The sequence below is a fragment of the Gordonia sp. NPDC062954 genome (genome assembly GCF_044543825.1).
Classification (GTDB): Bacteria; Actinomycetota; Actinomycetes; order Mycobacteriales; family Mycobacteriaceae; genus Gordonia; species Gordonia tangerina.
In genome coordinates, this window is record NZ_JBITWL010000024.1 from 16,051 (window position 1) to 30,670 (window position 14,620).

Here is a 14,620-nt window from a genome sequence, read left to right on the forward strand (position 1 = left end):
ATGTCACCGCGACGGCGGGGTAGATAGTTCGAACGCCATATGAACAGCGTCGGAACAATCGCGATGGATGTGCAGTGTGCGTTCGCTGCGCCGTAAGCTGCCATTGTGACCGTTGCATTGCTCGTCGCGGCGATCGCCATCGCGCTTGTCTGTTTTGCCGGCGGAGCTCTTGTCGGACTCCGCACGCCTCGTCATGGTCGGGGGACCGGACCGCTTGCCAGGTGGAGGAAGTTCTCGACCGACGGTGAGCCGTCCGAAGAAACCGCGTCCACGACGACCGGACTCGTGTCGCGTCGGGTGATCACCGCAAACGCCCCACGCGAGGTTTCCGAAACCGCGGAACTGCGCGACTCCGATGTCAGCCTGACCACCGACGACGGGCGGATGACCAAAGCCGGTCTGCTCAGTCTGATCGTGCGGAACAGCGAACACGCGGTCGCCGTGGTGGACCGCTTCCGCGATGTCGTCCTGTTCAACCAGCAGGCCGTCGAACTCGGCGTCGTCCACGACCGTCTGCTCGCCGACGCGGTCTGGGATGCGGCCAAGGAGGTCCTGGACACCGCCGTCGAGGCCCGCTTCGAATTCGCGCCCGTGCAGTCCTCGTACGGATTCGTCTCCACCGGCCGCGCGACGGCCCGCCAGGTCGAATCGGTTCGCTGCCTGGTTCGACTGGTCGCCCACGACGACGAGAAGTACGCCGTGGTCTACGGCACCGACGACACCGAGCATCGTCGGGTGGAGGCGACGCGGCGCGACTTCGTCGCCAACGTGTCGCATGAGCTCAAGACTCCCGTCGGCGCCGTCGGCCTGCTCGCCGAGGCGTTGCTGGAATCCGCCGACGACCCGGAGTCGGTGCAACATTTCGGTCGTCGTGTGCTTACCGAGTCCGACCGGCTCGGCAACATGGTCAGCGAACTGATTGCGCTGTCCCGACTGCAGGGTGGCGAGACCCCGGAATTCACCACCGTCGACGTGGACGAGCTGGTGCGCGAGGCGGTGGACACTGCTGCCACCACCGCGGAGGCGGCCGGTATCACGCTGCGCGCCGACGACGAGACCGGCCTGTGCGTGCGCGGCGATCGGGTGCTGCTGCTGACCGCGATCAGCAATCTGGTGGTCAACGCGATCGCCTACTCACCGGCGAACACCACGGTGTCCATCAGTCGGCGACTCACCCCCATCGACGGCCGCCCGATGGTCGCGATCGCGGTCACCGACCGCGGCATCGGTATCGCCCCCGACGATCAGGAACGGGTCTTCGAACGGTTCTTCCGAGTGGACAAGGCCCGGTCACGACGGACCGGTGGCACCGGACTCGGGTTGGCCATCGTGAAGCATGTCGCCGCCAATCACGACGGTTCCATCGGGCTGTGGAGCAAGCCGGGTACCGGCTCCACGTTCACCTTGTGTATCCCGGAGGACCTGACCGCCAGCATCATCGACGCAGACCAACCGGATATTCAGAGCAACCAACGACAAGAGGACTTACATCGGTGACGCACGTAATGATCGTCGAGGACGAGGAATCGCTGGCTGATCCACTGGCCTTCCTCCTTCGTAAAGAGGGTTTCGAGGCGAGTGTCATCAACGATGGGGCACAAGCGCTCTCGGCGTTTGACCGGGTGAGCCCCGACATCGTCCTGCTGGACCTGATGCTGCCGGGGATGAGTGGCACCGAGATCTGCAAGACGTTGCGGGCGCGGTCGAGCGTCCCGGTGATCATGGTGACCGCCCGCGACAGTGAGATCGACAAGGTCGTCGGACTCGAACTGGGCGCCGACGACTACGTGACCAAGCCGTATTCGGCGCGCGAACTCATCGCCCGTATCCGCGCGGTGTTGCGCCGTGGCGGCGATGCCGGTGAAGAGGAACTCACCATCGGCGTCATCGAAGAGGGGCCGGTACGGATGGATGTGGAACGGCACACCGTCGCGGTCAACGGTGAGGCCGTGACGCTGCCGCTCAAGGAGTTCGATCTGCTCGAATACCTGCTGCGCAACGCCGGGCGCGTGCTGACCCGCGGGCAGCTGATCGATCGCGTCTGGGGTGCCGACTACGTGGGCGACACCAAGACCCTCGACGTGCACGTCAAACGCCTACGATCCAAGATCGAACCAGACCCCAGCAACCCCAAACACCTCGTCACCGTGCGCGGTCTGGGGTACAAGTACGAGCCGTAAAGCAGCTGTACCTCGCGCTGGCAACGCCACCAGCTCGACGCGAAAGGCACAAAAGCCGCCACCGGCCCAGAAACTACTCCTCGATGAGGTTGTACTTCTGATCGCTGTCGCGCCGGCTGGTAGCGGCGGCGGTCGCCGGGTGGACGGCGATGAGGCCCAGACCGTTTCGGCGGCGGCAGGCGGCGGCGAGGGCCTCGTACGCGGGCTCTCCGATGAGTTCGGTCAACTCCGGGGCGTAGGACTGCCACACCTGGGTGGCGCCGACATGGGCGTCGGGGGAGCCCGAGCAGTACCACTTGAGATCGTGGCCACCCTCACCCCAGCCGCGGCGGTCGTATTCGGTGATGGTGGTGCGCAGCACCTCGGTGCCGTCGGGACGTTCCACCCAGTCTTGTTCGCGGCGGATCGGCAGCTGCCAGCAGACGTCGGGTTTCACCGTCAACGGCTCCAGGCCCCGCTTCAGTGCCATCGAGTGCAGTGCGCATCCCTCGCCGCCGGCAAACCCGGGTCGGTTGAGAAAGATGCAGGCGCCCTTGTGCTTTCGGGTCTTGAGGGCCGGTTCGTCGTCGAGGTCGCTTTCCTCGAGGTAGCCGCGCGGACCGAGCGGATCCTTGCCGCTGCCCTTCTTGTAGAACTGCCAGTCGTCCTCGGTCAGCATCGCCATCGCCTTGGCCAGCTTCTTGCGGTCGTCCTTGTCGGAGAGATACGCGCCGTGACTGCAGCACCCGTCGGTCTCGCGGCCCTCGATGATCCCCTGGCAGGCCGGTGTGCCGAACACGCATGTCCAGTACGACAACAGCCACGTCAGGTCGGCCTTGATGACGTGTTCGGGATTGTCGGGATCGGCGAATTCGTACCATTCGCGGGGGAAGTCGAGATCGACCTCGGGCGCGGGGGTGATGCGTGCGGGGGCCGCGGGACGCGAGGCTTCGGTGCGTGTCACAACTCAACGGTAACCGTCCCCGGCCGTCGCGGCCGGAATGGACGCAGCACGCGATTTCGACCCGCGGGTCCCGCGCGCAACCGTCGAGGCAGTAGTCTTGAGGGCCGTGCGTCTAGGAGTGCTCGACGTGGGCAGCAACACCGTTCATCTGCTGGTGGTGGATGCCCATCGCGGTGGCCATCCCACCCCCATGAGTTCGACGAAGTCAGTCCTTCGGCTCGCCGAGCAGATCGACGACCGCGGGCGTCTCACCGACCGTGCGGCCACCAAACTCATCGAGTCGGTCGACGAGTTCACCCACATCGCATCGACGTCGGGCTGCGAGCAGATCATGGCGTTTGCGACGTCGGCGGTGCGCGACGCGAGCAACAGCGACGAGGTGCTGGCGGCGGTCGCCGACAAGACCGGCGTCGAGGTGACCGTGCTGTCGGGCCGCGACGAGGCGCGTCTGACCTCGTTGGCGGTGCGCCGCTGGTACGGCTGGAGCGCCGGCCGCATCCTGGCCCTCGACATCGGCGGCGGGTCGCTGGAGATGTCCAATGGGGTGGACGAGGAGCCCGAATCGGCGTTGTCGCTGCCACTCGGTGCCGGCCGCCTGACCCGGGAATGGCTGCCCGGTGATCCACCCGACCGACGCCGCGTCTCGGTGCTGCGCGACTGGCTCGACGCCGAGCTGCGTCCGGTGGCCAAGGAGCTGACCGGACCCGGTCGCCCCGACTTGGCCGTTGGTACGTCGAAGACTTTCCGCAGCCTGGCCCGGCTGACTGGCGCGGCGCCGTCGAGTGCGGGTCCGCGGGTCCAGCGCCAGCTCACCGCGAACGGGCTGCGCCAGCTGATCTCCTTCATCTCGCGGATGACCCGCGACGACCGCGCCGAACTCGAAGGTGTCAGCGCCGACCGGGCCGGACAGTTGGTGGCCGGAGCGCTCGTCGCGGAGGCGGCCATGCGGGCGATGTCAGTCGATACACTTGAGATCTGTCCGTGGGCTCTGCGTGAGGGGGTCATCCTGCGTCGGCTCGACTCCGAGCCGACTCAGGCGGCGGAGACCGTCGGCGCCGAGGTCGTGGGCGCCGCGAATGGCGGTCGCGGTCTCGGTTGATCGGCGTGCCGAACCACTGCCGGGACGAGCCGACCACATACTCACATGACGTCCCGCGGGCGCGGGCGAGGAACATCTCGAGGACGGAGAGCGCACTGTATGGCTAGCGAATCGGGTTCCGGGGGCAGCACGAGCGGGCCCGATGACACCGACTCCCGGCCGATCTCGGTCTCGGAGTTGTTGGCCCGCAGCCGCGCGGAGGGCGCGCCGTCCGCCGCCCCGAACCGCGAGACCCGCAATCGACGTCGGGTCGGTCGCGAAGGTGCGGTCTCGGTGTCGGAGCTGACCGGCGAGATCCCGCGGGTGGCCTCCGCCGACGGCGAGACGCCCGCCCAGCCCGACCGGCCGGCGAGCCGTGCGGGCGCGTCCACCTCCAACCCGGGAGCCGCTCAGGCGCCTCGGGATCGCACCACACCGGTGGAGCAACCCTCCGAGCCGCCACCCGCCCGACCGGCCGCGCCGTTCCCGCGGTCCACCACACCGGTCGCTCGACGTCACGCCGACGATCGTGCATTCCCCGAACGCTCGCAGGCCCCGCAGACGCGCGCTCGCCCCCCGATCGCGGGCCCCCCGGCCGGCCGGTCGCCCGGACTGTCCTCGAGCGGGATGCCTGACTACGCCCAGCCGTCCACGCGCGACTTCAGCGCCGCCGATGTCGCCGACCGCAGCGCGCGGCCCACGGCTCCGACCGGGTCCGAGTCGCCGGACAAGGCGACCCGAGACAGCGAGAACGCGAACGCCGTCACCGGCATCATTCCGGTGGTCGACGACACCCCGGACGGGCTGGTGGTGATCGACTCCGACGACGTCGACGTGGTCGATCTCGCCGCACCCGGGGACACCGAGAACGCCACCGCCGGCCCGAACACCGCGAACAGCGCCGCCCCCGTCGACACACCGCCTGCCGACGACTTCGAGGCCTACCGCGCGTTCGCCGACATCGAGGAGGACGAGCCGGCGCCGCGTAAGGGGCTGTTCGGGCTGTCGAAGGGTCTGCGGAAGAAAAAGGACCGGTCGGCTCGCCCGGCTGCCGCCCGGGAACGGGAACGCCGCGCAGCCGAGGTCGTCGACGCAACCGGCGTCGACCACGCACCGACCGTCGACGAACAGTCGGGCCCGGCACAGGCCACCGCGCAGATCGCTTCCGCTGACCACGTGGCCGCCGACGATGCGCCTACCGACGCCGGTTCCGACGACACCCAGAGCACGTCGGTGCTCGGCATGATGGCAGCCCCGGTGGTGGCGGACAGCGTTCGCGACGTCGCCGGCCCCACCGCAGTGTCGGACGCCGCAGAGTCCGAGACCGCAGAGTCCGAGGCCGCAGAGTCCGAGGCCGCAGAGTCCGAGACCGCAGAGTCTGACACCCCAGCGTCGGACACGTCTACCCCCGACGACGATGGACCCGCCACTGAGCCGACCGCCGCCGCGTTGTCGGCGCCGACCGGGCCGCTGATCGATCAGCCGGCCGCCGAGCAGTCCGCGGACGCCGCGGCCACCACGGCCGACGACGATGCCGGCGAGCAATCACCGGTGCTCGCCTGGCTGTCGATCATCGGCCAGTCGCTGGCCGGCTTGGCCATCGGTGTGGGTCTCTTCTGGGGATTCACCGAGCTGTGGAAGTGGAATGTGTACTTCGCGCTGGTCCTGGCGGTGCTGGTGATCTTCGGCATCGTCACCTTCGCTCACCTGGTTCGCCGAACCAAGGACCTGACCACCACATTGCTCGCGTTGGGGGTGGCGCTGATCGTGACGATCGGTCCACTCGTGCTGCTGGCCACCTGACCGAATGACCCCACCACTCGTTCGCGACGAGATCCCCGTCGGTCTGTCCACGGCCTCGGTGTACCCGCAGAACACCGAGGCGGCATTCGTCTACGCTGCCGAACTCGGCTTCGACGGCGTCGAACTGATGGTGTGGGGTGAACCGGTCAGCCAGGACATCAAGCACGTCGAGTACTTGTCCGAGCGCTATCAGGTGCCGGTTCTGTCGGTGCATGCGCCGTGCCTGTTGATCTCGCAGCGGGTGTGGGGCCGCGATCCGTTGGTGAAGCTCGGGCGGTCGGTACAGGCGGCCGAGGATCTCGGGGCGCAGACTGTCGTGGTGCATCCGCCGTTTCGGTGGCAACGGGCCTACGTCGACGGTTTTGACGACCTGGTCGCCGAACTCGAGGACGACAGCGGGATCGCCATCGCGGTGGAGAACATGTTTCCGATGCGCGCCGATCGGCTGTTCGGTGCCGGGGAACGCTCGGCACGTCGACTCCGGCAACGCGGCGGCGGGCCGGGACCATCGGCATCGGCATTCGGCAAGTCCATCGACCCGACCGACGACGGCTACGCGCACTACACCCTCGACCTGTCCCACACGGCCACGGCGGGTGTGGATGCGCTCGCGATGTTCGATCGAATGGGCACGGGCCTGAACCATCTGCATCTCGCCGACGGGGACGGCGCGGCCACCGACGAACATCTGCTGCCCGGCGACGGTGATCAGCCCTGCGCGCAGGTGTGCCGCCGACTGGCCGACAGCGACTTCAGCGGAGCCGTTGTGCTCGAGGTCACAACGAGTTCGGCTCGCACCAAACCCGAACGCAGTGCGCTACTGGCACGTTCGCTAGATTTTGCGCGGCGGCACCTCGCACGGGGGCTGCCGTCCGACGATGCCGGGCGGGTGCGTTCCGAACGCAACTGAATCCCCGGCACTGCCGAGGAGGCGACGATCCATGAGTCAGAAGCTTGCCGACGTACTGGACCTCACCGAGGTGTCCCGGACGGGTGCCGATGCCATCACGTATCGCACGACCATCGATCCGGTGTTCACGATCGGACCGAAGGTCCACGGTGGGAGTTTGCAGATGGTGGTGGCGCACGCCGCGGCCCGGGCACTCGGCGAACTCGCCGCCGACGAGGCGGCCGGTGCGGGCGCGGACGCCAAGATGCCGGTCGCCATCACCAGCGACTACCTCACCGCGCCGGACGCCGCGGATGTCGACCTCGAGATCGTGGTCCGCAAGCGCGGTCGCACGGTGACGGTGATGACGGTCGACGCGGTGCAAAACGGCCGCACCATGGTGTCGTCGTCGGTGACCTGCGCGCGCCCCGACACCGGGGCGCCGCATCATTCGGCACCGACCGTCCTCGACGGCACCCCGGCCGAACCTCCCGTCGACGGCATCGGGTTGGACAACTCACCGATCGCGGAGGTCAACCATCTGGGCCCGGCCCTGGACCTGGTGCTCGACCCGGCGACCTTCCCGGTGGTGCGGGGAGAGACCGGCGAACCCGTGGTGCGTGGCTGGGTCCGCCCAAAGGGCAGTGAGCCCGACACCGATTTCGCCGTGCTGGTGTGTGACATCTCGCCGCCGGTGGTGATGAACCTCGCCCTGTTCGGGTGGGCGCCGACCGTGCAGTTGACCACTTACGTGCGACGTCACCCGGCGCCGGGGTGGCTGCGATTCGCCGCGACGAGCACCGAGGTGGGACCCGGAATGTTCGAGGAAGACCACCTCGTGGTGGACTCGACCGGAACGGTCGTCGCGCAGTCGCGGCAGCTGGCCCTCATCCCGCAGCGGTCGTGACCGCGACGTCCGCGAGACCCGGAATCGAAAGACCAGACGTGAATTCAGAAAGGCCCACCTGTGAGTGAACGCATCGCCATCGTCGGCGGCGGCAAGATCGGCGAAGCGCTGCTGGCCGGACTGATCCAGTCCGGCAAGCAGACCAAGGACCTTGTCGTGGCCGAGAAGATGGACAAACGGGCCAAGGAGATCGCCGACGAGTACGGCGTGCTGGTCACCGACGTGACGTCGGCGGCCGAGGGCGCGCAGTACGTGTTCCTGGCCATCAAACCCGACGACGTCGATGCGGTCCTGCGCGAACTGTCCAGCGCCGACGACGACGCCGAGTCCGAGCGGGTGACCGTAACGCTGGTCGCCGGCCTGCCGTTGTCGCGCTACGAGAACGGTCTGCAGGCGGGTTCGCCGGTGGTGCGGGTGATGCCCAATACGCCGATGCTGGTCAACGAGGCCATGTCCGCGGTGTCGGTGGGCCGCTACGTCGGCGACGACCAACTCGCCGCGGTGGTTCGCCTGCTCGAGACGGTCGGCAAGGTGGCGGTGGTGCCCGAAAAGCAGATGGACGCGGTGACCGCGGTGTCCGGGTCGGGGCCGGCATATGTGTTCCTGATGGCCGAAGCGATGATCGACGCCGGTGTCGCTCTCGGGCTGAGCCGGCCGCAGGCCGCCGAACTGACCGTGCAGACGGTCCGCGGCGCCGGGCTGCTGCTCAGCGAGTCCGGGTTGTCGCCGGTGGACCTGCGGGCCGCAGTGACCTCACCCGGTGGAACCACCGCCGCGGCGATCCGACAGTTCGAGGCCAACGGCTTCCGTCACGGTGTCTACGAGGCCACCCGGGCGTGCGCGGCGGTCTCCAAGAAGGCCGGACATCGACCCGACGTTGAGGGTTTGGGAGGCGCCAACTCGGGCCGGAGCGACGTCGACGCCCCATGATTTTGGGGTAGATTCGCGGGAAACCCCAGGATGTGGGGGTGGGTGCCGGTTTCGGGCACATTTTTCACACAACTCACGTCGCTTTTTTCACATCAGCCACGCTAAGCTCCTTTAAGCACGTGCGTGTCTGGTGTCCGCCGGAGGGGAAGCCGGCGGCCGCGATGCGTGCTTCGGAGGTATGAGTTATTCATGGCACCTGCAGACAAGCCTGGTGACAGGACCGGCGCAGTGAGCAACGCGGCCTCGGGTTCGCAGTTCCTCACGGTCGCCGAGGTCGCATCCCTGATGCGTGTATCGAAGATGACGGTCTACCGACTCGTGCACAGTGGCGAGCTCCCGGCCGTGCGCGTGGGCCGCTCGTTCCGAGTTCACGCCAAGGCCGTGCACGATTACCTGGAGACCTCGTACTTCGACGTCGGTTAGGCCGGCCCCGAATCGACCCGACTCCCTCGGCAGGTCGCACCGACGATGCGACCTGCCGAGGGAGTCGTGGCATATGCGACCCGATTTCTTCTGATCCACCCGATTTCTTCTGATCCACACCGACCGGTAATGTGGGAGGTCGCGTGCTGATGCCCCCGCGTCGCGTCATGCACCGGCTGGGCACACCAGAGAAATCAGTAGTAACCGCGTCAACTGTGAGGAAGCACCCAAATGGGTTCAGTGATCAAGAAGCGCCGCAAGCGCATGTCGAAGAAGAAGCACCGCAAGCTGCTGCGACGTACCCGGGTGCAGCGTCGTAAACTCGGCAAATAGTCGTCGAAGAAGGGGCCCGACCGATGACGGTCGGGCCCCTTTTTCGTGTGTGGTGGCCGGGCGCGTCGCGGCCGCCGCGGCTAACCTGTGACCATGTCCGACGAGCAGTCCGCACCGCCCCGGACCGTCCTGGTCACGGGCGCGTCCACGTTCCTCGGCGGCTACCTGGTCGCGCGGCTGGCGGCCAACCCCGCCATCGAGCGGGTGCTCGCCGTCGACTCCCGGGTGCCGCGTAAGGACCTGCTGCGCCGGATGGGGCGCGCGGAGTTCCTGCGCCTGGACATCCGACGGCCGGCCATCGCGAAGGCCATCGCCGGCTACGAGGTCGACACGGTGGTGCATGCGGCGACCTCGATCATGGAGACCGCACCGCATTCGGCCGCGATCAAGGAGTTCAACGTCGTCGGCGCGATGCAGGTGTGCGCGGCCGCCCAGCGCAGTCCGTCGGTCAAGCGGCTCATCCTGCGCTCCACCGCGATGGTCTACGGCGCGAGCGGGCGCGACCCGTCGCACTTCTCCGAGGAGACCCCCGCGCGCCGTGAACCCAAACGCGGATATGGGCGCGACCTGCTCGACATCGAGGGCTACGTGCGTGGTCTCGGCCGGCGCCGACAGGACATCGAGGTCACCATCGTGCGCCCGCAGGCGATCCTCGGCCCACGGATCAACACCCGGATGGGGTCGTATCTGTCCCTGCCCATCGTGCCGACGGTGATCGGCTACCAGCCGCGGCTGCAGTTCCTGCACGAGGAGGATGCGCTCGCGGCGATGGAACACGTGACGCTGACCGGCAAGCCGGGGACGTTCAACGTCTCCGGTGAGGGCGTGGTGACTCTGACACAGGCGATCCGTCGGATCGGGCACGTCGAACTGCCGGTGCCCAGCAGTCTGCTCGCGCCGATCACCGGCGTCTTCCAGGACCTGCGTTCGGCGAAGTTGCGCTCGAGTCAGACCGAGTACCTCACACACGGGCGCGTTCTCGATACGACGCGGATGCGGGTGGAGCTCGGCTTCGTGCCCAAGTTCACCACTCTCGAGACGGTCGACGACTTCATTGCGCGCGGTGGCTCGCAACCGGTCGTCGGTCCGGATACGTGGCGTGCGTTCGAGCGGAAAGTCGTTGGCGCGGCGCATCAGCTGCAATGACGACAGTGATGTGAATGGCGACTAGTCCGATTTGTCTGCGACTTGCCGCACAATCAAGCACAACGGTGACGTAGCCTCTACACTTGGACGCCAGACCCACTCAGGGCGCGCGTACCATAGAGGCTGATCGCCGAAGTGGACGTCGGGGCTGATCAGATCAATGGACGCAGAGGTGAGGATCTTGGCAGGTGGCGGCGCGACGGACGCACGTACCGCGAAAGTGATCCAGCTGTATGCGACCCCTGGGGGCGCGGTGGATTCACGAGGCAGTCGCAACTCGGTCCGCGAGCAGGGGCGCCGGCGACATCCCAGTCAGCAAACCGGCGGAAACGTCACGAAATCGACGCCCGCGCAAGGAAAGTCTTCCCAACCGTCACAACTCGGACATCCCAACACCGATGGCTTCGGCAGGCCCGCGGCGCAGGTGACGCCGATCAGTGACGAGGTCCGACTGCCCGCCGAGTCGCTTGGTGTGGAACACCTCGGGCCCACCCGTTCGAGTCCGTTGTTCTCGCTGTCCGGATTGCGCGGTGCGGTGGCCGACTCGCTGACCGCCACCGCGGGCTTCATCCGGGAGCGGATGACCGGTGACTATGAGGTCGACGAGTTCGGCTTCGACCCGCATTTCACCGAGTCGGTGTGGTTCCCCGCGGTGCGACAAGTGTATGACAACTGGTTTCGGGTCGAGGTGTCCGGCGTCGAGAACCTCCCGGTGGAGGGCGGTGCGCTGCTGGTGGCCAACCATGCCGGCACCTTGCCGATCGATGCCGTGATGACCTCGCTGGCCGTCCGTGACAATCACCCCACCGGTCGGCACCTCCGACTTCTGGCCGCCGACATGGCTTTTGAGACTCCGGCGGTCGGTGAGGTGGCTCGCCGCATCGGAGCCACGGTAGCGTGCACCTCGGATGCCGACCGGCTGCTGCGGGCCGGCGAGCTGACCGCGGTGTGGCCCGAGGGATACAAAGGGATCGGCAAGCTCTACAAGGACCGCTACAAGCTGCAACGGTTCGGGCGCGGCGGGTTCGTCACCACGGCCCTGCGCAACGCGTCGCCGATCATCCCGGTCTCCATCGTCGGGTCCGAAGAGATCTACCCGATGCTCGCCGACCTCAAGCCACTCGCCAAAGTTCTTGGGCTGCCGTACTTTCCGATCACACCGACCTTCCCGTGGCTGGGACCGCTGGGTGTGGTGCCGCTACCGTCCAAGTGGCACATACACTTCGGCCGTCCCATCGAGACCGGCTCTTATGACGAGTCGTCGGCCGACGACCCGATGGTGGTCTTCGACCTCACCGACCACGTCCGCGAGGAAATCCAGCAGACCTTGTTCCGGATGCTCAGTCGCCGCGGTAGCGTCTACTTCGGCTGAGGTGCGGGCCCGATCCCTGAGAAGCGAGGCGCGCCGGCCGAGCGTCGCGAAGGGGACGGGGTAGATGAAGGCGGTTGCGTGTCAGCACGGTGAGCTCTCCGTGGTCGAACTCCCCACCCCGACACCCGGACCTGGCCAGGTGCTGATTCGGGTCATCCGCGCCGGCATCTGCGGGTCCGATCTGCACGCGCGCACCCATGGCGATGCGAGTGCCGACGTCGCCGCCGAGGTCGGCTATCCCGACTTCATGCGCTCGACCGAGTCGGTGGTGATGGGTCACGAGTTCACCGGCGACGTCGTCTCCTACGGCCCGAAGTGCCGCCGACGCTGGGCGCCGGGAACGCCGGTGGTGTCGGTACCGATGATCAAACACGGCGACGACGCCCATCTGACCGGGTTGTCGGCGCAGGCGGCGGGTGCTTACGCCGACCTGATGCTGGTCTCCGAGGATCTCACCATGCCGGTGCCCGACGGGGTGCCCGCGGAGTTGGCCGCCCTCACCGAGCCGCTGGCCGTCGCCCATCACGCCGTGCGTCGCGGAGATGTCGGCAAACGTGATGTGGCGGTGGTGATCGGCTGCGGACCCATCGGCCTGGCCGTGATCCTGATGCTCAAGGCGGCCGGGGTGCGGACCGTGGTGGCCTCCGACCTTTCGGCCGGCCGGCGGGATCTGGCGTGGCGCTGCGGCGCCGACGTCGTGGTGGACCCACGGTCGGAATCACCGTGGCAGGCCGCCGCCCAGAAGCGCCGCTACCTCACCAGTGCGTCCGACCTGTTCGACACCGCATTCTCCGCCATGCACGATCTGCAGCGCATCCCCGGGCTACCGTGGGCGAAGGTGATGCGGGCCGCCGAACGGGTCGGCGCCACCCCGCAGGGGCCGGTGGTGTTCGAATGCGTCGGAGTGCCCGGCATCATCGAGGACATCTGCTCGCACGCACCGTTCCGTTCGCGGGTGGTGGTGGTCGGGGTGTGTATGCAGCCGGACACCTTCCGGCCGGCCATGCCGATCAACAAGGAGATCGAGCTGCGCTTTGTATTCGCTTACGATCCAGGAGAATTCCACGACACGCTGCAGATGATCGCCGATCAGAAGGTGGACCCGCGTCCGCTGATCACCGCGACCGTCGGTCTCGGCGGTGTCGCGGCCGCCTTCGAGGCGCTCCGATCGGCCGAACACCACGCGAAGGTGCTCATCGATCCGACCTCCGACGAGACCGGTTTGTGAATCAGCCCTCGTCGGCGGGCACCCGCCCGGCCCGGACCGCCTCGACCAGCGTCTCGTGGTCCGCCTCGGTGCGGTCGGCGTAGCGCACCGCGTACCGGCCGATCACCTCGTCGAGATCGGAGTCGTCCTCGAAGTAGCCGGCGAGCAGCCGCGGGTCCAGCGACCGCGCGTGCGCGCGGGCCAGCAGGGCTCCGGCCAGGCGGCCGTAATCGTCGAGGTGGTCGCGTTCCAGGTCGGTGGGGTCGATGTCGCCCTTGAGATTTCGGAACTGTCGCACGATGTAGGGCCGGTCGTCGATGGTGGTCCAGCCCAGCAGGATATCGGTTTCGGATTGGACCAGGCGGGCGCCGCGGACGATCCGCTTGCCTTCGTGCCGGGGCGTCGCCGCCGGTAGAAACGGGGCCAACGCCGAGGGCTGGGCCTGCTTGAGTTGCAGCACCAGGACCTCGTCGTGGTTGCCCAGCAGCAGCGCCACATAGTTGCGCAGACCCACGCTTCCGGTGCCGACGATACGGAACGCGACGTCGGCGACGGAATACCGCGCCATGAGCGTGCGACGCGACTCGCGCAGCGTGTCGGCGTACCGTTCGAGGCCGTCGACGACGGCGTCGGACACGGCTGGGTCGACTGCGGTCAGGATCGGCGGGTCGGAGACGAAACGTCTGCTGCGAATGCCGGTTTCGTGGTCGTCGAGATGCTCGGTCCACTTCGCGGCGACCTTCGCGCTGGTGTTGCGTCGCGCTTTCTTCGCCGCCTTCGCGAAGTCGTCGAGCAACTCGTCGGCCTTCACCCGCTCCAGTGCCGATTCGTCGGGCAGCGCGTTCCAGGACCGCAGGAATCCCACCTCCGCCAGCCCGCGCATGGTGCGGCGGTACGACTTCACCGAGTCCTCGGCGGCGTCGACACAGCCGGACTCGGCAACGCCGCCCTCGCGTCCGGCGAGCACCAGGCTGGTCGCCAGACGTTTCAGATCCCATTCCCACGGACCCTCGATGGTCTCGTCGAAATCGTTGATGTCCATCACGATCTGGCCGTCGGGGGTGCCGTAGAGACCGAAGTTCGCGGCATGTGCGTCCCCGCACAGCTGCGCGGTCAGACCGGTGGCCGGTGAACCCGCGAGGTCGGCGGCCATCAAGCCGGCCGAGCCGCGGAAGAAGGTGAACGGCGAGGCGATCATCCGCCCGACGCGCAATCCGATCAGATGCTCGAGACGGTTCGCGTTGGAGTGCGCGATGAAGTCGAGGACGGTAGGTCGGGTGGCCGACACCGCGGCGTGATCGTGGGCGTCGATGGGGACGTCGGCCCGCAGCGCGCGGCCCTCGGCGCGGCGCTCGTCGTGGTCCACGCGGGTACGTAGGTCGATGCGGCTTCGCTTGTCGGTCATGGCG

Annotated in this window: 14 protein-coding genes; 12 read left to right on the plus strand and 2 right to left on the minus strand. The window is 67.6% G+C overall.

Annotated elements, in window-relative coordinates; translation table 11 throughout:
* Positions 1 to 105: 105 nt before the first annotated feature.
* Positions 106 to 1,497 (plus strand): sensor histidine kinase, encoded by a 1,392-nt coding sequence (locus ACIGKQ_RS19850; RefSeq protein ID WP_396574727.1) that lies wholly within the window; start codon positions 106 to 108, stop codon positions 1,495 to 1,497.
* Positions 1,494 to 2,180, plus strand: a complete 687-nt coding sequence (locus ACIGKQ_RS19855; protein WP_235724118.1) for a response regulator transcription factor — start codon at positions 1,494 to 1,496, stop codon at positions 2,178 to 2,180. The genes ACIGKQ_RS19850 and ACIGKQ_RS19855 overlap by 4 nt, the downstream gene beginning before the upstream one ends.
* Positions 2,181 to 2,253: 73 nt before the next feature.
* On the opposite strand, the gene ACIGKQ_RS19860 is transcribed toward ACIGKQ_RS19855, so the two are convergent.
* Positions 2,254 to 3,081: a hypothetical protein gene (locus ACIGKQ_RS19860; RefSeq protein ID WP_235724164.1), complete on the minus strand. Its 828-nt coding sequence runs from the start codon at positions 3,079 to 3,081 to the stop codon at positions 2,254 to 2,256.
* 148 nt (positions 3,082 to 3,229) lie between these two features.
* On the opposite strand from ACIGKQ_RS19860, the gene ACIGKQ_RS19865 reads away from it, so the two are divergent.
* From ACIGKQ_RS19865 to ACIGKQ_RS19910, 10 genes are all read left to right on the plus strand, one after another.
* Positions 3,230 to 4,222, plus strand: coding sequence for a Ppx/GppA phosphatase family protein (locus ACIGKQ_RS19865; protein ID WP_235724117.1), 993 nt, complete (start codon positions 3,230 to 3,232; stop codon positions 4,220 to 4,222).
* Between the two features lie 99 nt (positions 4,223 to 4,321).
* Entirely contained in the window at positions 4,322 to 6,004 is a 1,683-nt protein-coding gene (locus tag ACIGKQ_RS19870; protein ID WP_396574728.1) for a hypothetical protein, read from the plus strand.
* 4 nt (positions 6,005 to 6,008) lie between these two features.
* Entirely contained in the window at positions 6,009 to 6,914 is a 906-nt protein-coding gene (locus tag ACIGKQ_RS19875) for a sugar phosphate isomerase/epimerase (protein WP_235724115.1), read from the plus strand.
* A gap of 31 nt (positions 6,915 to 6,945) precedes the next feature.
* Positions 6,946 to 7,800, plus strand: coding sequence for a thioesterase family protein (locus tag ACIGKQ_RS19880; RefSeq protein ID WP_266060067.1), 855 nt, complete (start codon positions 6,946 to 6,948; stop codon positions 7,798 to 7,800).
* A gap of 60 nt (positions 7,801 to 7,860) precedes the next feature.
* Positions 7,861 to 8,730 carry a pyrroline-5-carboxylate reductase gene (proC, locus tag ACIGKQ_RS19885; protein ID WP_396574729.1) on the plus strand — a complete coding sequence of 290 codons (870 nt, stop codon included), beginning with the start codon at positions 7,861 to 7,863 and terminating at the stop codon, positions 8,728 to 8,730.
* Between the two features lie 189 nt (positions 8,731 to 8,919).
* Positions 8,920 to 9,153 (plus strand): helix-turn-helix domain-containing protein, encoded by a 234-nt coding sequence (locus tag ACIGKQ_RS19890; RefSeq protein WP_160900212.1) that lies wholly within the window; start codon positions 8,920 to 8,922, stop codon positions 9,151 to 9,153.
* 231 nt (positions 9,154 to 9,384) lie between these two features.
* Positions 9,385 to 9,486: a 30S ribosomal protein bS22 gene (locus ACIGKQ_RS19895; RefSeq protein WP_003402602.1), complete on the plus strand. Its 102-nt coding sequence runs from the start codon at positions 9,385 to 9,387 to the stop codon at positions 9,484 to 9,486.
* A 93-nt stretch (positions 9,487 to 9,579) separates the two neighbouring features.
* Positions 9,580 to 10,632, plus strand: coding sequence for an NAD-dependent epimerase/dehydratase family protein (locus tag ACIGKQ_RS19900; RefSeq protein WP_287016871.1), 1,053 nt, complete (start codon positions 9,580 to 9,582; stop codon positions 10,630 to 10,632).
* Positions 10,633 to 10,792: 160 nt separating this feature from the next.
* On the plus strand, positions 10,793 to 12,004 hold the full coding sequence (locus tag ACIGKQ_RS19905; RefSeq protein ID WP_396574730.1) for a lysophospholipid acyltransferase family protein: 1,212 nt from the start codon (positions 10,793 to 10,795) through the stop codon (positions 12,002 to 12,004).
* Between the two features lie 64 nt (positions 12,005 to 12,068).
* Positions 12,069 to 13,232, plus strand: coding sequence for a zinc-binding dehydrogenase (locus ACIGKQ_RS19910; protein WP_235724110.1), 1,164 nt, complete (start codon positions 12,069 to 12,071; stop codon positions 13,230 to 13,232).
* A 1-nt stretch (position 13,233) separates the two neighbouring features.
* Here ACIGKQ_RS19910 and ACIGKQ_RS19915 read toward each other — a convergent pair whose 3' ends face one another.
* Complete coding sequence (locus ACIGKQ_RS19915) at positions 13,234 to 14,616, minus strand: DUF2252 domain-containing protein (RefSeq protein WP_396574731.1); 1,383 nt, start codon at positions 14,614 to 14,616, stop codon at positions 13,234 to 13,236.
* Positions 14,617 to 14,620: the final 4 nt, after the last annotated feature.